This is a genomic window from Achromobacter sp. (genome assembly GCF_032113835.1).
GTDB lineage: Bacteria > Pseudomonadota > Gammaproteobacteria > Burkholderiales > Burkholderiaceae_B > Achromobacter.
Genome location: NZ_DAMCTG010000101.1, coordinates 1 through 18,463, shown reverse-complemented (window position 1 = coordinate 18,463; position 18,463 = coordinate 1). Strand labels below are relative to the sequence as shown.

At 65.3% G+C, this 18,463-nt stretch carries 17 protein-coding genes; 10 read left to right on the top strand and 7 right to left on the bottom strand.

Annotation, left to right across the window (positions count from 1 at the left end):
* On the top strand, positions 1 to 193 hold a 193-nt coding region (locus tag RT697_RS23840), incomplete at its 5' end, for an NlpC/P60 family protein (RefSeq protein ID WP_313702172.1).
* A gap of 96 nt (positions 194 to 289) precedes the next feature.
* Here RT697_RS23840 and RT697_RS23835 read toward each other — a convergent pair.
* The gene (locus RT697_RS23835) at positions 290 to 1,060 is read right to left on the bottom strand and encodes an SDR family oxidoreductase (protein ID WP_313702171.1); all 771 of its coding nucleotides are present in this window, start codon (positions 1,058 to 1,060) and stop codon (positions 290 to 292) included.
* Between the two features lie 259 nt (positions 1,061 to 1,319).
* Here RT697_RS23835 and gmk point away from each other — a divergent pair, with 259 nt between their 5' ends.
* Genes gmk through RT697_RS23820 form a run of 3 tightly spaced genes read left to right on the top strand, consistent with a single transcriptional unit; the run spans position 1,320 to position 4,517 of the window.
* Positions 1,320 to 1,952, top strand: a complete 633-nt coding sequence (gene gmk, locus RT697_RS23830) for a guanylate kinase (RefSeq protein WP_313702173.1) — start codon at positions 1,320 to 1,322, stop codon at positions 1,950 to 1,952.
* Between the two features lie 44 nt (positions 1,953 to 1,996).
* Complete coding sequence (rpoZ, locus tag RT697_RS23825; RefSeq protein ID WP_006219679.1) at positions 1,997 to 2,200, top strand: DNA-directed RNA polymerase subunit omega; 204 nt, start codon at positions 1,997 to 1,999, stop codon at positions 2,198 to 2,200.
* 22 nt (positions 2,201 to 2,222) lie between these two features.
* Positions 2,223 to 4,517 (top strand): RelA/SpoT family protein, encoded by a 2,295-nt coding sequence (locus RT697_RS23820; RefSeq protein WP_175121676.1) that lies wholly within the window; start codon positions 2,223 to 2,225, stop codon positions 4,515 to 4,517.
* A gap of 68 nt (positions 4,518 to 4,585) precedes the next feature.
* On the opposite strand, the gene glnQ is transcribed toward RT697_RS23820, so the two are convergent.
* The 3 genes from glnQ to glnH form a co-directional block, all read right to left on the bottom strand.
* Complete coding sequence (glnQ, locus tag RT697_RS23815; RefSeq protein ID WP_313702170.1) at positions 4,586 to 5,314, bottom strand: glutamine ABC transporter ATP-binding protein GlnQ; 729 nt, start codon at positions 5,312 to 5,314, stop codon at positions 4,586 to 4,588.
* The gene (glnP, locus tag RT697_RS23810; RefSeq protein ID WP_313702169.1) at positions 5,311 to 5,967 is read right to left on the bottom strand and encodes a glutamine ABC transporter permease GlnP; all 657 of its coding nucleotides are present in this window, start codon (positions 5,965 to 5,967) and stop codon (positions 5,311 to 5,313) included. The genes glnQ and glnP overlap by 4 nt, the downstream gene beginning before the upstream one ends.
* 165 nt (positions 5,968 to 6,132) lie before the next feature.
* Positions 6,133 to 6,885: a glutamine ABC transporter substrate-binding protein GlnH gene (gene glnH / locus RT697_RS23805; RefSeq protein ID WP_175121679.1), complete on the bottom strand. Its 753-nt coding sequence runs from the start codon at positions 6,883 to 6,885 to the stop codon at positions 6,133 to 6,135.
* 168 nt (positions 6,886 to 7,053) lie between these two features.
* Here glnH and RT697_RS23800 point away from each other — a divergent pair, with 168 nt between their 5' ends.
* Positions 7,054 to 8,088 (top strand): C45 family peptidase, encoded by a 1,035-nt coding sequence (locus RT697_RS23800; RefSeq protein ID WP_313702168.1) that lies wholly within the window; start codon positions 7,054 to 7,056, stop codon positions 8,086 to 8,088.
* A gap of 25 nt (positions 8,089 to 8,113) precedes the next feature.
* Here the strand turns inward: RT697_RS23800 and RT697_RS23795 are convergent, their stop codons facing one another.
* From RT697_RS23795 to nudC, 3 genes are all read right to left on the bottom strand, one after another.
* Entirely contained in the window at positions 8,114 to 11,737 is a 3,624-nt protein-coding gene (locus RT697_RS23795) for a hydantoinase B/oxoprolinase family protein (protein WP_313702167.1), read from the bottom strand.
* Between the two features lie 88 nt (positions 11,738 to 11,825).
* Positions 11,826 to 12,335, bottom strand: coding sequence for a winged helix DNA-binding protein (locus RT697_RS23790; protein WP_191578669.1), 510 nt, complete (start codon positions 12,333 to 12,335; stop codon positions 11,826 to 11,828).
* A gap of 137 nt (positions 12,336 to 12,472) precedes the next feature.
* Positions 12,473 to 13,243, bottom strand: coding sequence for an NAD(+) diphosphatase (gene nudC, locus RT697_RS23785; RefSeq protein ID WP_313702166.1), 771 nt, complete (start codon positions 13,241 to 13,243; stop codon positions 12,473 to 12,475).
* A gap of 292 nt (positions 13,244 to 13,535) precedes the next feature.
* Between nudC and RT697_RS23780 the strand changes: the two genes are divergently transcribed.
* The 5 genes from RT697_RS23780 to RT697_RS23760 form a co-directional block, all read left to right on the top strand.
* Positions 13,536 to 14,510: a TRAP transporter substrate-binding protein gene (locus RT697_RS23780; RefSeq protein ID WP_313702165.1), complete on the top strand. Its 975-nt coding sequence runs from the start codon at positions 13,536 to 13,538 to the stop codon at positions 14,508 to 14,510.
* Positions 14,511 to 14,517: 7 nt separating this feature from the next.
* Positions 14,518 to 15,018, top strand: coding sequence for a TRAP transporter small permease (locus RT697_RS23775; protein WP_313702164.1), 501 nt, complete (start codon positions 14,518 to 14,520; stop codon positions 15,016 to 15,018).
* Positions 15,011 to 16,312 (top strand): TRAP transporter large permease subunit, encoded by a 1,302-nt coding sequence (locus tag RT697_RS23770; RefSeq protein ID WP_313369716.1) that lies wholly within the window; start codon positions 15,011 to 15,013, stop codon positions 16,310 to 16,312. Before RT697_RS23775 ends, RT697_RS23770 begins: the two co-directional genes overlap by 8 nt.
* A 332-nt stretch (positions 16,313 to 16,644) precedes the next feature.
* Positions 16,645 to 17,715, top strand: a complete 1,071-nt coding sequence (locus RT697_RS23765) for a porin (RefSeq protein WP_313702163.1) — start codon at positions 16,645 to 16,647, stop codon at positions 17,713 to 17,715.
* Positions 17,716 to 18,148: 433 nt separating this feature from the next.
* Positions 18,149 to 18,463: hypothetical protein (locus RT697_RS23760; protein ID WP_313702162.1), on the top strand; the 315-nt coding region annotated here is incomplete at its 3' end.

Here is an 18,463-nt window from a genome sequence, read left to right as displayed (position 1 = left end):
CACGCGCGGACGCGGCGTGACCTCGCACGTCGGCATCTACATTGGCCAGAACAAGTTTGTCCATGCGCCCCGCCGCGGCACCAAGGTTCGCGTCGACGACATGAAGACCGCCTACTGGTCCAAGCGTTACCTCGGCGCTCGCGCCTACCTGGACACCCCGCCCAAGCAGCTGCTGGCGCAGGCTTCGCGCTAAGCGCAATGCTGGCGGACGGCGCCCGGCGGGCGCCAGGGGATAAACGCAAAAACGCCGGCACACGCGTGCCGGCGGTTTCGTTCCTGAAACAAATGCTCAGCCCCGGCCCACGAACGGCATGTTGGTGGCCATGAGCGTCATGAACTGCACGTTGGCGTCCAGCGGCAGGCGGGCCATCGCGGCCACGGCCTGCGCCACATGCGCGACGTCCATGCGCGGCTCCACCTTGGTGCTGCCATCGGCCTGCAGGATGCCGGCGGCCATGCGCTCGGTCATTTCCGTGGCGGCGTTGCCGATATCGATCTGGCCGCAGGCGATGTTGTACGCCCGGCAATCCAGCGAAATCGACTTGGTCAGCCCGGTCACCGCGTGCTTGGTGGCGGTATAGGCAATGGAAAACGGCCGCGGCGCGTGCGAGGAAATCGAGCCGTTGTTGATGATGCGGCCGCCTCGGGGGTGCTGCGCCTTCATGATGCGGATCGCGGCCTGCGCGCACAGGAACATGCCCGTGAGGTTGGTGTCGACGACTTCGCGCCACACGGCGACCGGCAATTCCTCGATCGGCACGGCCGGCGCGCCCCGTCCGGCATTGTTGAACAGCACGTCCAGGCGGCCGTATTCGCGCTGGGCGGTATCGAAGAGATCCCGGACCGCCTGCTCGTCGGACACGTCCGTCGGCACCACGAGGGCCCGCAGGCCGTCTTCGCCGGCGGCCGTCCGGGTGGCTTCCAGCGGCTCGCGCCGGCGGCCCGCCAGCACGACCCGATAACCCTGCGCCAAGAATTCCAGCGCGACCGCGCGGCCAATGCCGGTGCCGGCGCCCGTGACCAGGGCGACGCGGGGCGGATCGATCTCGTTCGTGTTCATCGGATTCTCCGTCTTATGAATGCGCGAAATCCTACCCGAATCGTCTTGCAGATGCTGCAAGCGAAGGTTCCAAGCGCGACACACTTTCTACATTCGCGCCAAAAGGATGACACGCGCCCGATGCGCCGCCCTCGCTGCGAGCCGCCAGCGTAGTCCCAACGGCGTACCAGCGCGGATTCACGCGTGGCCGGCGCGCGCGGCCAGCCGCGCGATTTGCTATTCTTCGAGTCTCAGCATCACACGCCGGTCACATTCATTCATGCACGCCACTCCCGGAAACGTCTTCATGGTCGTCGCGCCCAGCGGCGCCGGCAAGTCCAGCCTCGTGAAGGCCCTGCTTGCCCAGGACTCCTCCATCCTGCTTTCCATTTCCTGCACGACGCGCGCACCCCGCCCCGGCGAAGAAGACGGCTGCGAATACCGCTTTGTGTCGGTCGACGATTTCAAGCGCATGCGCGAAGCGCAGAACCTGCTGGAATGGGCCGAGGTTCACGGCAATTTCTACGGCACGCCGCGCGACCGCATCGACGAGGCGACCAGCCAGGGTCGCGACGTGCTGCTGGAAATCGACTGGCAAGGCGCGCGCCAGGTGAAGCAGCGTTTCCCGCGCGCGATCGGCATTTTCGTGCTGCCGCCGTCCATCGATGAACTCGAAAGCCGGCTCAAGGCGCGCGGTCAGGACGAGCCCCAGGTCATTGCCCGCCGGCTGATGGCCGCGGGCGGCGAAATCGCCCACGCGCCTGAATGCGAATATGTTATTATTAATCAAGAATTTAGCGTAGCCCTGTCGGAGCTGACCCAAATCGTCAGCGCCGCACGGCTGCGTTTTTCGTCTCAGGCCGCCCGTCACGCCGAGTTGTTTGCGCAACTTGGCATCCCGGCCGAACACTGAGCCGAACGCATTCTCCCCATCATCCATCAGCACCAGGTGTCCTAATGGCTCGCATCACTGTCGAAGACTGTCTGAATCAAATCCCCAACCGTTTCAAGCTCACGCTGGCCGCGACCTACCGCGCCCGTGAATTGGCGCAAGGCCACGCCCCGCGCCTGGACAGCAAAGACAAGCCCACGGTCACGGCACTGCGCGAAATCGCGGGCGGACTCACCGGCGTGGAAATGCTGCGTAAAGTTCCCACCTGATACGCTCCGGGGGGCTGCAAGCATGGCTTTTCCCGGGCTGAAGTACGCTTCATCTGGTCTGCTTGCCGCACTGCGTGCCGGCTCCCGTCTTGGGCGCCGCACGGGCAAGAAAGACAAGAATTCCCCCACGCCACCGTCCGTCGCCGCTCAAGAAGCGGCGGACGCGACCGGATCCCCGGTCGCCTCGCTGGCGCCGCTGACCGAAATCATCGGCAGCTATCTCGACAAAAATGATGTAGAGCGCGTGCGCGAAGCCTATCGCTTTGCGGATCAGGCGCACCTGGGCCAGTTCCGCGCCAGCGGCTCGCCCTACATCTCGCATCCCATCGCCGTCACCGAAATCTGCGCGGGCTGGAAGCTCGACGTCAACGCGCTGTCCGCCGCCCTGCTGCACGACGTGATGGAAGACCAGGGCATCGCCAAGCACGAACTGGCCGAGAAATTCGGGCCTGAAGTCGCCGAGCTGGTCGATGGCCTGTCCAAGCTGGACCGCCTGGACTTCGCCACCAAGGCCGAACAACAGGCCGAGAGCTTCCGCAAGATGCTGCTGGCGATGGCGCGCGACGTGCGCGTCATCCTCATCAAGCTGGCCGACCGGCTGCACAACATGCGCACGCTGGACGCGGTCAACCCCGAAAAGCGCCGCCGCATCGCCCGCGAAACGTTGGACATCTATGCGCCCATCGCGCATCGGCTTGGCCTGAACCTGCTGTTCCGCGAACTGCAGGACCTGTGCTTTGCCGCGATGCACCCGAACCGCTACCAGGTGCTGTACAAGGCCGTCCTGGCCGCGCGCGGCAACCGCCGCGAGGTCATCACCAAGATCGCCGACTCCGTGCGGGCCGCCCTGCCCGCCGCCGGCATCGAGGCCGAAGTCAGCGGCCGCGAAAAGACGCTGTTCGGCATCTACCGCAAGATGGTCGACCAGAAAAAGTCCTTCTCGGATGTGCTGGACATCTACGGTTTCCGCATCGTGGTCCACACGCTGCCCGAGTGCTATCTGGCGCTGGGCACGCTGCATCAGCTCTTCCGCCCGGTGCCTGGCAAGTTCAAGGACTACATCGCCATCCCCAAGGTGAACGGCTATCAGTCCCTGCACACGACGCTGGTCGGCCCCTACGGCACGCCGGTCGAGTTCCAGTTCCGCACGCGCGACATGCACCACGTCGCCGAGGAAGGCGTGGCCTCGCACTGGCTGTACAAGGGCGCGGACCTGACGCTCAATGACCTGCAGAAGCGCACGCACCAATGGCTGCAATCGCTGCTGGACATCCAGAGCCAGACAGGCGATTCCGGCGAATTCCTCGAGCATGTCAAGGTCGACCTGTTCCCGGACGCCGTGTACGTGTTCACGCCGCGCGGCAAGATCATTTCGCTGCCCCGAGGCGCCACGCCGGTCGACTTTGCCTATGCAATCCACACCGACATCGGCAATCAGGCGGTCGCGGCCAAGGTCAATGGCGAGTTCGTGCCGCTGCGCACCGAACTCAGCAGCGGCGACACCGTGGAAATCGTCACGTCGCCGGCCTCGCGCCCCAATGCGCAATGGCTGAACTACGTGCGCACGGGCCGCGCGCGCTCTGAGATCCGCCACTATCTGCGTACCGTCAAGTACGAAGAATCGGTGGCTTTCGGCGAACGCTTGCTGGCCCAGGCGATGCAGGAGCTGCATATGCCGCTGCCCGCCACCGACGACCCGGGCTGGCAGAAACTGGCGCGCAGCACCGGCGCCAGTTCGCGCGAGGAAATCCTGGCCGATATCGGCCTGGGCAAGCGGCTTGCCGCGGTGGTTGCCCGCCGCTTTGCGCCGGAGCACCAACTGGTCGCCACCACGGCCGCCGCGGTGGACGAACTGACCTCGGCGCGCAGCGCGCCCATCCTGATCCAGGGCAACGAAGGCCAGGCGGTGCAGCTGGCGCCGTGCTGCGGCCCGCTGCCCGGCGACCCCATCGTGGCCGGCATGCGCATGGGTCATGGACTGGTGGTGCACACCGCGGATTGCCCCGTCGCATTGCGCCAGCGCCTGCGCGAGCCGGAGCGCTGGATCAACGTGGGTTGGGACGCGCAGACGGCCAAGCACCTGGCGACGCGCCTGGACATCGTCACGCGCAATGAACGCGGCGTGCTGGGACGGTTGGCGGCAGAAGTCACGGCCGCCGACGCGAACATCATGCACGTCACGATGCACGACGACGCCGTGTCCACCGTGTCGCTGCACCTGACCATCCAGGTCGACAGCCGCAAGCATCTGGCCCAGGTCATCCGCGCCATCCGGCACGTGCCGCAGGTGCAGAAGATCGTCCGCGTGAAGGGCTGAAGCCCTCCTTACCGCGCACACCAAAAAAAGGCGTCCGGCCACAAGCCGGACGCCTTTTTTACGTCACGTCAGGTCACGTGCTGCAGGAAGTCCTTCAGGCGCTGGCTGGGCGGATTGCTCAGAAGCTCTTCCGGCGGACCGTCGTGGGCGATCTTGCCGGCGTCGATGAAGATCAGCCGGCTGCCGACCTTGCGCGCGAATTCCATTTCGTGCGTGACGACCACCATGGTCATGCCCTCCTCGGCCAGGTCGCGCATGACTTTCAGCACTTCGTGGCGCAGTTCGGGATCCAGCGCGGACGTCGGCTCGTCGAACAGCATCAGCTTGGGCATGATCGCCAGCGCGCGGGCGATCGCCACACGCTGCTGCTGGCCTCCGGAAAGCTCCGACGGATAGTGATTCATGCGTTCGGCCAGGCCCACCTTGGCCAACAGGTCCTTCGCCAGTTGACGCGCCTCGGCGCGGCCCTGGCCCCGGGTGTGGACGGGGCCGAACATGACGTTTTCCAGCGCCGTCATCTGCGGGAACAGATTGAACTGCTGGAACACCATGCCGGCCTCGCGCCGGATCTCGCGCACCGTCGCCGCGTCGCCCTTCACGCTGAGGCCATCGACCAGCAGATCGCCGTCGTTGATGGTTTCCAGCACGTTGATGCAGCGAAGGAAGGTGGACTTGCCGGAGCCCGACGGCCCCACCACCACCACGACTTCCCCGGCGTCGATATTGAGCGAGATGCCGTTCAGCACCGTCGAGTCGCCAAAGCGTTTGGTGACGTTATGAAATTCAACCATGCTCATATGATGCGCATCCTTTTTTCGACCAGATGCAGGGTCAACGCCATCAGGCCCGTGAGGATCAGATAGATGATCGCCACGGCGGACCAGATTTCGACCGCCCGGAAATTGCTGGCCATGATTTCCTGCCCCTGACGGGTCAGTTCCGCCACCCCGATCACGATGAACAGCGACGAATCCTTAAGGCTGATGATGCACTGGTTGCCCAGCGGCGGGATCATGCGCCGGAAAGCGACCGGGCCGATGATGTGCAGCAGGATCTTGTGAAAAGGCAGGCCCATGGCCTGCCCTGCTTCCTTCAGGCCCTTGTGGACCGACAGCAGCGCGCCCCGCACGATTTCCGATATGTACGCCCCCGAATTGATGATGAGGGTGGCGATCGCCGCGAATTCGGCGTCGACCCGGATGTCTGCCAGCAGCGGCAGCGCAAAGTAGATGAACATGACCTGCACCACGATCGGCGTACCGCGGATGACCGCGACATAGACCTGCGCAATGCCCGACACGATCGCGTTCCCGTAGGCCCGCGTCACGCCCGAGAGCGCGCCGAGCAGGAAGCCACCCACCAGGCCCCAGAACGTGATCTTGATGGTCATGAGCGTACCCGTCAGCAGATTGGGTATCGCGTCCTCGATGACAGCCCAGTCAAACTCCACGATCTTCCCCCTATGGCGCGCAGCGGCGCGCCCGCATCATGGCGGACGCGCCTCGCGGCCGGGAGCGGTGGCGTTTGTCACCCCGGAATCCGGCAAGGCGCCGGACCCGGTCCCTCACCGCGGCTTACACGGCGCGTCCGTGAAAAGTGCCGCTAGCCGAGCCGGTCAGGGCTTCTTGCCGAACCACTTGGTGTAGATCGCGTCGTACTCGCCGCTGGCCTTCAGGTTGGCGAGCGCCTTGTTGACCTCGGGGACCAGTTCGCTGCCCTTGGGGAAGGCGATGCCGTAGAAGTCGCCGCTCTTGACCGAGCCGACCACTTTCACGCGGCCCTTGCCGGCCGTGTTGGCGTAATACTGGACGTTCGGCGTGTCGTGCACGGCGGCGTCGACGCGCCCGGTGGCCAGTTCAAGGTACGCGTTGTCGATGTTGGGAAACAGCTTGAGCTTGGCGTCCGGCACCTGGGCCTTCAGGAAGTCCACGGTCGCGGTGCCCGTCTTGACGGCGACGGTCTTGCCGGCCAGGGACTTGGCGTCCTTGATATCGGTGTTCTTTTCGCCCACCAGGATGGCCAGGCCGCTTTCGTAATAGGGATCCGAGAAGTCGATGACCTTCTTGCGGTCGTCGCGGATCGTGATGCCCGCCAGCGCGGCGTCGATGTTCTTGGTCTGCAGGCCGGGAATGATGCCGGCGAAGTCCATCGGCTGAAGCTTGTACTTGAGGTTGAGTTCCTTCGCGATGGCCGCCCACAGATCGACGTCGAAGCCGACATAGGTGTTGCCCTGCTTGAATTCGAACGGCACGAAAGCGGTATCGGTGGCCACCACCAATTCCCTGCCCTGCGCCTGTGCGGCCGAAGCGGCGCCGAACAGGGTCAGGGACAGGCCCACCATTGCGGCGGCGACTTTACGTTTGATCATGAAACTCTCCTCTTGGGGAGCGCCAGGCACCCCGGGCTTGTTGTAAGGGCATGATTCCTGGGCCACGCCGGGTTCGCCGGCGCAACTTATCGTCGATCTTAACGCATCAGATGGAGCCCGGCGGAACGACAGTCCCCTTACAATCCGCGAGACATCCGGAGGTTTTCGATGGCCTACAAATACGTACGCATCGCTGGAAACCGCCGCCAGGTCGGCCTGGCGCTGGGCAAGCTGGCCCGTCCCATCATGGGGTCCTATCTGGAACAGAGCGGCGCCTGGGAGACCCTGCGGCCGTGGCGCGGCCATCCTTTCGTCGACGAACTGGCGCAGCAGACGGAGGCCGCCCTGCCGCAGATCTGGGAAGAATTCGAAGGCCTGGCCGAAGGCCTGCGCATGCCGCTCAAGGAACTGCTGCTATGGCATTGCCGTGGCGATCTGCTGCACAGCACCACGGATGGCTGCACGTCGGCCGTCCTGCGCACCGCCGACGGCTCGCGCTGGATCGGTCACAACGAGGACGGCGATCCCTATCTGTATGGCCGCTGCCATCTGGTGGACGTCGCGCTGGACGATGCGCCGGGTTACCTGAGCTTTTACTACCCGGGCTCCCTGCCCGGCCACACCTTCGCCGCCAACCGCGCAGGCCTGGTGCAGACCATCAACAATCTGCGCACCCGGCAGCGGCATGCGGGCGTGCCCCGCATGTTCGGGGCGCGCGCAGTCCTGGACTGCTCCACGCTGGATGAAGCAGTGGCGCTGCTGCACAACCTGCCCCACGCAGGCAGTTTTCATCACACGCTGGGCGCGGCGTCGGACCCGCGCCTGCTCAGCGCCGAGGTCACGCCGGGTTCGGTGTCCATTCAGGAAATCGGCCGGCGCTACGGCCACGCCAACCACATGGTGCACGCGGCCACGCGAGGCCAGGCGCAGATCGTCACCGAATCGTCGCGGGCGCGGCAGAACCGGATCGAAGGCCTGGTGGATGGGTGGCTGCCGGAATCGGGCAGCACGGACATGCTTGCCGCCCTGCTCGACACCGAGGGCAAGCTGCCGATCCTGCGTACCGCCAAGGATGATCCCGACGACGAGAACACCCTGGCGACGGCGATGTTCGAGATCACCGATGAGGCGGTCGTCCTGCGCGTCTACGACCGCAAGGCGCGCGCCGATATCGCGCTGGATGTGATGTCCGACCCCGACTGATCGGGACCGGACACCCTGGCGTGCATCACTGCGCGCCGTAGCCTCCACCTCCGGGCGTTTCCACCACGAAGATATCGCCCGGATGCAGTTGCGCGCTGTCCTGCGGACCGAGCTCCTCGATGGTGCCGTCCACGCGTTCAACCGTATTGCGGCCCATGGCGCCCGGCTGGCCGCCGGCCAGACCGAACGGCGCGTACCGCCGGTTGTTGGACAGGATGGCCGCGGTCATGTCCTCCAGGAAGCGGATGCGGCGCACGCCGCCGTCGCCGCCCGGATACCTGCCCTGGCCGCCCGAACCCTTGCGGATCTCGTAGGACTCCAGACGGACGGGGAACCGGAACTCCAGCACTTCCGGATCGGTCAGGCGCGAATTGGTCATGTGCGCCTGAACGACCGACGTGCCCGCAAAGCCCTCGTCGTGCGGACCGGCCGCGTCGATGCGGACCGGACCCGCGCCCGTGCCACCCGAGATGGTCTCGTAGTACTGGTGGCGAGCGTTGCCGAACGTGAAGTTGTTCATGGTGCCCTGGCTGGCGGCCAGCACGCCCAGCGCGCCGTACAGCGCGTTGACGATGCACATGGACGTTTCCACGTTGCCCGCGACCACCGAGGCGGGCGGGTTCGGACGCAGCATCGAACCTTCCGGCACGATGATGGACAGCGGCACCAGGCATCCATCGTTCAGCGGGATGTCGTCGTTGACCATCGTGCGGAACACGTACAGCACGGCGGCCACGGCGATCGCGCCCGGCGCGTTGAAGTTGTTGTCCAGCTGCGCCGACGTGCCGGTAAAGTCCACCACCGCGCTGCGCGCTTCGGTGTCCACCCGCACGGCCACGCGAATGACCGCGCCGTTGTCCAGCGGGTATTCGTAGCTGCCATCCTTCAGCACCGAGATCACGCGGCGCACCGCCTCTTCGGCGTTGTCCTGCACGTGGCCCATGTAGGCACGCACGACATCCAGGCCGAAGTGGTCGCACATGCGCAAGAGTTCCTGCACGCCCTTTTCATTGGCGGCAATCTGCGCATGCATGTCGGCGATGTTCTGATCAGGGTTGCGCGCCGGCCAGCGGCCCGATCCCAGGATCCCGCGCGCCGCCGCTTCGCGGAACTCGCCGTCCTTGACGAGCTGGAAGTTCGTGAACAGCACGCCTTCGTCTTCGACCGTCTTGGAGTCCGGCGGCATCGAGCCGGGCGTGGTGCCGCCGATGTCGGCGTGGTGGCCGCGCGATCCCACGTAGAACAGGATCTCGCGCCCCGCCTTGTCGAACACCGGCGTGATGACCGTGACGTCGGGCAGGTGCGTGCCGCCGTGGTACGGATCGTTCACGACGTATGCGTCGCCGGGCATCATCTTGCCGGCATTGGCGTTCATGACCGTGCGCACGGACTCGCCCATGGAACCCAGGTGCACCGGCATGTGCGGCGCGTTGGCGATCAGGCGCGCCTGCGCGTCGAAGATGGCGCAGGAGAAGTCCAGGCGTTCCTTGATGTTGACCGAGTACGCCGTGTTCTGCAGGCGGTAGCCCATCTGCTCGGCGATCGACATGAAGAGGTTGTTGAAGACCTCGAGCATGACGGGATCCGCCTGCGTGCCGACCTTGCGCTGCTCGCGGCGCGCTTCCACGCGGCGGATCACGAAGTGATCCTGCGCCGTCAATTCAGCTTGCCAGCCGGGCTCGACGACCGTGGTCTGGTTGGGCTCGGAAATGATGGCCGGGCCTGCAACCACGTCACCGCCGGCCATGTCTTCACGCACGTACAGCGGCGTGTCGCGCCAGGCGCCCGCGCTGTACATGCTGACCACGCGCCGCGCGGCCAATGCGCCCTCGCGGGTGCGCGACGTCGACGCTTCGCCGACGCGCTCGCCGCCGCCCGTTGCCTCGACCGAGATGGTCTCGACCACGAGTTCGCGGTTGGGCATCAGGAACGAATAGCGCTGGCGGTAGGCGGCTTCGAAGTCGCGGCGCGCCTGATCCAGATCCGAGTACGCCACTTCCAGCGCGGTGTCGGTGCCGCGGTACTTCAAATGCAGACGGCGCTGCACCGTGATGTCGGCTTGCGCCACATGCTGGCGGCGCAGTTCGCCGACGGCCTGGCCAGCCAGCACGTCCAATTCGTCCTTCAGCTCGCCCATGAGGGCCGCGTCCAGCACCTTCTCGACCGTCTTCTGACGCATGTCGGTCTGATCGGCCAGGCCCATGCCGTAGGCCGACAGCACACCGCCCAGCGGGTGCGCGAAGACCGTCGTCATGCCCAGCGCGTCGGCCACCAGGCAGGCGTGCTGCCCGCCGGCGCCGCCGAACACGGTCAGCGCGTACTCGGTCACGTCATGGCCGCGCTGCACCGAGATGCGCTTGATGGCTTCGGCCATGTTGCCCACGGCGATCTCGAGGAAGCCTTCGGCAAGCTGCTCGGGCGACATCTCGCGGCCCGTGGCGGCGCGCACGTCGTCGGCCATCGCGGAAAAGCGTTCGACCACGGCGTCCCGGTCCAGGGCCTCGTTGGCCTCGGGTCCGAACACCTTGGGGAAGAAATCGGGCTGGATCTTGCCGAGAAGGACGTTGCAGTCCGTCACTGCCAGCGGACCGCCGCGGCGATAGCACGCCGGCCCCGGATTGGCGCCCGCGGAATCGGGGCCGACGCGCAAGCGCGCGCCGTCGAAGTGCAGGATGGAACCGCCACCGGCTGCGACCGTATGGATGCTCATCATGGGCGCGCGCATGCGCACGCCGGCGACCTGGGTTTCGAACTCGCGCTCGAACTCGCCCGCGTAGTGCGACACGTCGGTGGACGTGCCGCCCATGTCAAAGCCGATCACCTTCGGGAAACCGGCGATTTCGCTGGTGCGCACCATGCCGACGATGCCGCCGGCCGGACCCGAGAGAATCGCGTCCTTGCCGCGGAAGCGGTGCGCGTCGGTCAGGCCGCCGCTGGATTGCATGAACATGAGCCGGATGCCCGGCAGTTCGCCGGCCACCTGATCGACGTAGCGCTTCAGGATGGGCGACAGATAGGCGTCCACCACGGTCGTGTCGCCGCGCGAGACGAACTTGATCAGCGGGCTGACCTCGTGCGATACGGACACCTGGGTGAAACCGATCTCGTCGGCGATGCGCGCGGCCTGCTGCTCGTGGCCGGTGGCGTGCCAGGCGTGCATGAAGACGATGGCGACCGCGCGGATGCCGTCGTCGTACGCTGCCTGCATGTCGCGGCGCAACGCGGCTTCGTCCAGCGGCTGGATGACCTCGCCGTCCGCCGCGACGCGCTCGTCCGCCTCGACGACGGATTCGTACAGCATCTCGGGCAGCAGGACATTGCGGTCGAAAAGACGCGGGCGGTTCTGGTAGGCGATGCGCAGCGCATCGCGGAATCCGCGCGTCGTGACCAGCAAGGTGCGTTCGCCCTTGCGCTCGAGCAGCGCGTTGGTGGCCACCGTGGTGCCCATCTTCACGCACTCGACCTGGTCGGCGGGCACCGGCTGGCCGGGCGCGATGCCCAGCAGCTTGCGGATGCCGGCCACCGCGGCGTCGCGGTACTGCTCGGGGTTTTCCGACAGCATCTTCGCGGTGGTGGTCGTGCCATCCGGACGGCGCGCCACGATGTCGGTGAAGGTGCCCCCACGGTCAATCCAGAATTGCCACTTCATAGTTGTCCTTGAAAACAAGAGACCGCCGGAGCACGTTCGGCCACGGTCGGGTTGCTGACAGATCGGGGCCTTGCCCCGCATGTTGGATTCAGAGCGATGTGGCGGCGCGGGCCGCCTGGTCGTAAAGGCCCGACAGCGCGCGCAGCGTGTGCGCCAGTTGGCGGCTGAATTCCAGTCCGCCTCCGCCCGGGCCGTCCAGGCCGGCGGTCAGGCATTGCTCGCGGATTTCGCCGTAGCGCTTGAGAATCGCCGCGCCTTCGGGCGTGACGCTGTAGAACACTTCCTTGCTGCTGCGCTCGCCGCGCACCACGCCCAGCCGGTCCAGTTTCTTCAGCGCATAGCTGACGATGTGGGTGTCTTCGACATTGAGCGTGAAGCAGATGTCGGCCAGCTTCTTGGGCCGCTCGCGGTGGTAGACGTGGTGAAACACCATCACGTCGGTGGGCGTCAGATCCGGCAGGCCCGCGGCCGCCATGCACCGCACCGTCCAGCGATCAAACGCGTGGCTGGCGATCATGAGGCCGAACTCCACCTCGGAAAGATCAGGCGCGCTGCCGCCGGCAAGATGCGCGGACGAGGCAATCAAAGTGGGGGTCATAGAGGCGGACGCCGAGTTTTAACTGAGCGAAATACTAATAATTTATCTACATTTCATCAATAAAAAATACTCGAGCGCCGCAAAAAATCCCTCGTTTCGAGGGAATACCCCTACCGCGCGGGCGGCGCCGGAGCCACTTACGGTGCGGTCCACCCCATGGGCAGATTGGCCCGGATCATCCAGCCGGCGATGGAAATGCGGGCCGCGATTTCGGGCATTTCGTCGCCCGGACCGAACCAGCGGGCGTCGGCGATTTCATCTTCCTGGATACGGATGTCCCCGGAGACATAGTCGGCGGTGAACGCGACCATCAGCGAATTCGGAAACGGCCACGGCTGGCTGCCGAAATACTGCAGATTGCCGACCTTGAGGCCGACCTCCTCGTAGACCTCGCGATGGACCGTCTGCTCGATGCTTTCGCCCGGTTCCACAAAGCCCGCCAGCGCCGTGTAGCGCGCCGCCGGCCCGTTGGCATGGCGCGCCAGCAGGATGCTGTCGCCCTTGCGGATCAGCACCATCATCGCTGGCGAGATACGCGGGTAGGCGGACAGGCCGCAGGCCGGGCACCGCAGGCAGAACTCGTGCGCCACACGTTCGGCGGGCGTGCCGCAGGCGCCGCAGAACCGGTGGGTGCGCGCCCATTCGGCGATCTGATAGGCGCGGCCGGCGAGCGCCATGCCTTCGTCGTCGAACACGCCGAAAAGCGAACGCAGCTTCTTGAAGGCGTAGCCTTCGGGCGCTTCGAGGCCGGGGTCGACGCAGGCCGTACGGTATGGGGATCCGGTCTCCATCCAGACCGGCTGCAAGGCGGCGGCGGCCAAACCAATGCGTTCGCACAACGCCGAATCCGGCAACACGCTGGACGATGCTTCGACCAGCAACTCATCACGGCGAAAAACGAAATTCACGCGACCCTCTTCACTGCGTCTTCGATTCCGCAATCTTAGAAGAAAAAAAGCCCGCCGGACGGCCAATCGCCGGCGCACGACGCAAACTTTGCGGCTTCATTGAACCTTCAACCAATGAACAACATCGCCCCCTAGGAATTACCCGTAAAACGGCGATTTCCCGCGCTTTGTTACCGCACAGCAACATAGAATGGCACGGCGCTCAGGCGGCGCGAAACCGCGCCGCGCTTTCTTTTTTTCGCAATGCCTATCGGGTCAGACCCGTCTTCATCATTCGCAAAGAAGGACCACCATGTACAAAAAAATCTCGCTGTTGACCGGCAGCATCGTCCTGGCATTCAGCGCGGGCGCACAGGCCCAGACCAAGTGGGATCTGCCCAGCGCCTACCCCGCCAGCAACTTCCACGTCGAGAACCTGACGACCTTCATCAAGGACGTCGATTCGCTGTCGCAAGGCAAGCTCAAGATCACGCTGCACAACAATGCCTCGTTGTACAAGGCGCCCGAAATCAAGCGCGCGGTGCAAGGCAATCAGGCGCAGATCGGCGAGATCCTGCTGACCAACTTCGCCAACGAAGACCCGATCTACGAACTGGACGGCCTGCCCTTCCTGGCCACCGGCTACGACGCGTCGTTCAAGCTGTACCAGGCCCAGAAGCCGTTCCTGGAAAAGAAGCTGGCCTCGCAAGGCATGACCCTGCTGTACGCGGTGGCATGGCCGCCCCAGGGCATCTTCGCCAACAAGGACATCAAGCAGATCAACGACATGAAGGGCCTGAAGTGGCGCGCGTACAGCCCCGTCACGGCCAAGATCGCTGAACTGGTCGGCGCGCAACCCGTGACCGTGCAGCAGGCCGAACTGGCCCAGGCGCTCGCCACCGGCGTGATCGACTCGTACATGTCGTCGGCTTCCACCGGCTACGACACCAAGACGTACGAATACATCAAGAAGTTCTACGACACGCAGGCCTGGCTGCCCAAGAACGCCATCATCGTGAACAAGAAGGCATTCGATGCGCTGGACCCCGCCACGCAGGAAGCTCTGAAGAAGGCCGGCGCGCAGGCCGAGGAACGCGGCTGGAAGCTGTCGCAGGAAAAGAACAAGTGGTACCAGGCCGAGCTCGCCAAGAACGGCATGGAAACCGTCCAGCCCACGGTTGAGCTCAAGGAAGGCCTGAGCGTGATCGGCAAGCGCATGCTGGAAGACTGGCTCAAGAAGGCCGGCGCAGACGGCCAGACCATGATCGACGCCTACAAGAAGCAGTGATATCGCCATGCGCCGCTTTCTTGATGGTCTTTACGGCGCAGCCGGCCTTCTGGCCGGCTTGTGCACGATAGGCGTACTTGTGTCGGTGCTGGCGGCCATTCTCGGCCGTCAGCTCGACCTGCACATTCCCGGCACCGATGCCTACGCCGGCTACTTCATGGCCGCCGCCGGCTTCCTGGCGCTGGCCAGCACGTTCAAGCACGGCGAGCACATCCGCGTCACGCTGCTGCTGAATTCGCTGAATCCCGCCGGGAGCCGCAGGCTGGACATCTTTGCCCTGGCCGTCGGTTCCCTGCTGGCCGCCACCTTCGCCTTCTTCAGCATCAAACTGACCTACGACTCCTGGCTGTTCAACGACGTGTCCACGTCGAACGACGCCACGCCGCTCTGGATTCCGCAGACGACCATGGCCGCGGGCACGATCCTGTTCTTCGTCGCCCTGGTCGATGAACTGGTCCGCCGTTCGCGCGGCATCGCCGCCGCCACTTCGCAGCAAACCCATGAATGAACTTCTCGTCATTACCTTATTGGTCGTTTCGATCTTCGTCCTGCTCGGTTGCGGGGTCTGGGTCGGCCTGACGCTGGCGGGCACGGCATGGATCGGCATGGAGATCTTCTCCAGCCGCCCCGCCGGCGACGCCATGGCCGTCACGATCTGGGGCGCCTCGTCCAGCTGGACGCTGACCGCCCTGCCGCTCTTCCTGTGGATGGGCGAGATCCTGTTCCGCACGCGGCTATCCGAAGACCTGTTCAAGGGGCTTGCGCCCTGGCTGAACCGGCTGCCGGGCCGCTTGCTGCACACCAACGTTATCGGCTGCGCGATCTTTGCCGCCGTGTCGGGCTCGTCCGCGGCCACCTGCGCCACGGTCGGCAAGATGACCATTCCCGAGCTGACGCGCCGCGGCTACCCCGAGGAGAAGATCCTCGGCACGCTGTCCGGCGCGGGCACGCTGGGCCTGCTCATTCCGCCCTCGATCATCATGATCGTGTACGGGGTGGCGGCGGACGTGTCCATCGCCAAGCTGTTCATCGCCGGCATCATCCCCGGGATCGTCCTGGCGCTGATGTTCAGCGGCTACATCGCCTGGTGGGCCATCCGCAATCCCGGCGAAGTGCCGGCCGCGGACCCCGGCCTGACGTTCATGCAGAAGCTGTCGCGTTCACGCCACCTGATTCCCGTGCTGCTCCTGATCGGCGCGGTGCTGGGTTCCATCTACACCGGCATCGCCACCGCCACGGAAGCGGCGGCGGTGGGCGTGGTGGGCGCGCTGATCCTGTCGGCGCTGCAGGGGTCGCTGAATGGCTCGACGTTCATGCAGTCGCTGCTGGGCGCCACCCGGCTGTACTGCATGATCGCCCTGATCCTGGCGGGTGCGCAGTTCCTCACGCTGGCGATGGGCTATATCGGTCTGCCGCGGGCGTTGGCGGAATGGATCGGCGGATTGGGCCTGTCTCAGTTCGGCCTGATCATGGCGCTGATGGTGTTCTTCATCATCCTGGGCTGCTTCCTGGACGGCATCTCGATCGTGGTGCTGACCATGGGCGTGCTGCTGCCGACGGTGCAGGCCGCCGGCATCGACCTGATCTGGTTCGGCATCTTCATCGTGTTCGTGGTGGAAATGGCGCAGATCACGCCGCCGGTGGGGTTCAACCTGTTCGTGCTGTCCGGCATGAGCGGGCGTGAGCTGCCCTATATCGCGCGCGCGTCGCTGCCGATGTTCTTCCTGATGATCGCCGCCGTGCTGCTGCTCTATGTGGTGCCGGGCATCGCCACCTGGCTGCCGCTGCACATGACGCTGTAACGTCGCGTTTGCGCCACACGAACCCCGTTCCAACGAACGGGGTTTTTTCATTTCCGTTCGTCCGCTAACAGGGCGGCGCGGGTTTATCGGCCTGTAAACCCGGGAAAACGCCGAATGTTTTCGATATTCCTCGCTTCCCAACTTACTTAGAATCCCCAGGCGCTCGTGACTGGTAACGGCACGACGCATTTCTGCAAGCTGGCCCCTGCTCCGGACCCGCGCCAACCCTGGCGTCGGTGCGGCGGCCTGGCACCCGGCCAACCGCCGGGCGCAGCAAGCCAAGCCACAAGCGCGGCGCAACTACAAATCAGCTACACCTGGAGGAGTCCAACATGAAGCGCATCACCTTATCGCTGGCTGCGGCCGGCCTTGGCCTGGCCGCCGGCGCGGCAAGCGCCGAAACCAGCGTCACCCTGTACGGCATCGCCGACGTCAGCATCCGCTACCTGAGCACCAGCTCGGGCGCCGTGGGCGAAGACGGCAGCCGCGTCTCGATGGAAAACGGCGCCATCTCCAACAGCCGTTGGGGCCTGCGCGGCTCCGAAGACCTGGGCAACGGCAACCGCGCCTTCTTCCGCCTGGAAAATGGCATCAACCTGCAGAACGGCAAGGGCTCGGACACGACCAAGGCCTTCAGCCGCCTGGCCTATATCGGCCTGGACGGCGGCAGCATCGGTACGCTGACGCTCGGCCTGCAGAACACGCCCATGTTCGACCTGCTGGCCGACTACTTCGACCCGCTGACCGTCGGCAACTACGAGCAGAACGCCTGGCTGCCCGCCGCCATGTCGCGCGTGCGCACCAACAACATGACCAAATACGCCAACACGTTCGGCAACCTGGCCGTGGTGGCGTCGTGGGCAAACGGCGACGACTGGGACGACCGCAAGGCCGGCCAGCAGTATGGCGCCAGCCTGCGCTACACGATCGGCCAGCTTGGCCTGGGCGCCGCCTGGCAGCAGACCTACGCCGCCACCGATTCCGACGAGCGCCAGCGCGCCTGGAACCTGAACGCCTCGTATCAGTTCGAGTCGGCCAAGGTCTTCGCGGGCTACTTCAACGGCCGCGACGAAACGGGCTGGGTCAACGGCGTCATGGGCGGCACCACCACCGCCAGCCTGGACCGCAAGGACAACGGCTACTTCGCCGGCGTGACCTGGCAAGCCACCCCGCGCTGGGCCATCACTGGCGCCGCTTACTACGACCGCAGCGAGAACGTGGTCGTCGAAGGCGACAAGGGCAAGCGCTACGCTCTGGTCGCCGTGGCCGAATACTCGCTGTCCAAGCGCTCGCAACTGTACGGCACCGTCGACTGGAACAAGGTCAGCGACGCCGCCAGCGGCGAAATCGCGGGCAAGAGCACTCAGCTCGGCGCGGCAGTGGGCTTCCGCCACATTTTCTAACCCCCTGCGTGTCTGACACCCGGCGCACCTGAGCAATCGGCCACCGAGGCCTATACCTCAGCGTGCCGGAAACCCCGGGTGTCTGACACCGGCCGAATCCTCTGACCGTCCCCAGTGTCTGACACCGCCCACTTACCAGGTGTCAGACACCCGAGTGACGCCGTCTTCCATTCAAGGCCGTCTCTTAGGGTGTCAGACACCCAAGCCACTCCGTCTTCCATCCAAGGCCGTCTCTTAGGGTGTCAGACACCAAGCAGCGCCGTCTTGCACCTCAGCGGTCTCGCGCAGCTCCCTACCTCTTGCCCCCCGCCCCCACCACGGCGACAATCCTCGCGTGCCTTTGCCGATGTCACTGGAATGACGGCGGCGCATCGCGCGTTGTCTTTTGGCCTCCGCGCCGCGCCAATCCTCCACCCTGATCCGGGCCCACCGCATGCGTTTCATCGAACCGCGTTCGCTTGCGCCGCCGGTCCGCCCGTTGCGAACCGTGCGCGCCATGCTGGCCGCGCTGCTCACGACGCTGCTGGCGGCCTGCTCCTCACCCGTGCAACTGATGCCCACGCCCGTCAAGTTCACGACGGGCCAGTCGGACCCCTTCGCGCACAAGGCGGCGGCCGACCTCACCTCGATTCCGCTGCTCTACGCCACCAACCGCGCCGTCTTCCTGGAGTCGCGCCAACCCTTCTATTCGATCTTCCCCAGCGACACGCTGCGCATGGGCGTGGCCAAGGTGCAGATCGGCGACGGC

Bases quoted from the DNA above. Each gene is read 5' to 3' on its own strand.
- RT697_RS23775 (WP_313702164.1), top strand. From the start codon at position 14,518: ATGCGCCGCTTTCTTGATGGTCTTTACGGCGCAGCCGGCCTTCTGGCC.
- RT697_RS23780 (WP_313702165.1), top strand. From the start codon at position 13,536: ATGTACAAAAAAATCTCGCTGTTGACCGGCAGCATCGTCCTGGCATTC.
- glnH (WP_175121679.1), bottom strand. From the start codon at position 6,885: ATGATCAAACGTAAAGTCGCCGCCGCAATGGTGGGCCTGTCCCTGACC.
- RT697_RS23795 (WP_313702167.1), bottom strand. From the start codon at position 11,737: ATGAAGTGGCAATTCTGGATTGACCGTGGGGGCACCTTCACCGACATC.
- rpoZ (WP_006219679.1), top strand. From the start codon at position 1,997: ATGGCTCGCATCACTGTCGAAGACTGTCTGAATCAAATCCCCAACCGT.
- RT697_RS23770 (WP_313369716.1), top strand. From the start codon at position 15,011: ATGAATGAACTTCTCGTCATTACCTTATTGGTCGTTTCGATCTTCGTC.
- RT697_RS23820 (WP_175121676.1), top strand. From the start codon at position 2,223: ATGGCTTTTCCCGGGCTGAAGTACGCTTCATCTGGTCTGCTTGCCGCA.
- RT697_RS23800 (WP_313702168.1), top strand. From the start codon at position 7,054: ATGGCCTACAAATACGTACGCATCGCTGGAAACCGCCGCCAGGTCGGC.
- RT697_RS23790 (WP_191578669.1), bottom strand. From the start codon at position 12,335: ATGACCCCCACTTTGATTGCCTCGTCCGCGCATCTTGCCGGCGGCAGC.
- gmk (WP_313702173.1), top strand. From the start codon at position 1,320: ATGCACGCCACTCCCGGAAACGTCTTCATGGTCGTCGCGCCCAGCGGC.
- RT697_RS23835 (WP_313702171.1), bottom strand. From the start codon at position 1,060: ATGAACACGAACGAGATCGATCCGCCCCGCGTCGCCCTGGTCACGGGC.
- RT697_RS23765 (WP_313702163.1), top strand. From the start codon at position 16,645: ATGAAGCGCATCACCTTATCGCTGGCTGCGGCCGGCCTTGGCCTGGCC.
- glnQ (WP_313702170.1), bottom strand. From the start codon at position 5,314: ATGAGCATGGTTGAATTTCATAACGTCACCAAACGCTTTGGCGACTCG.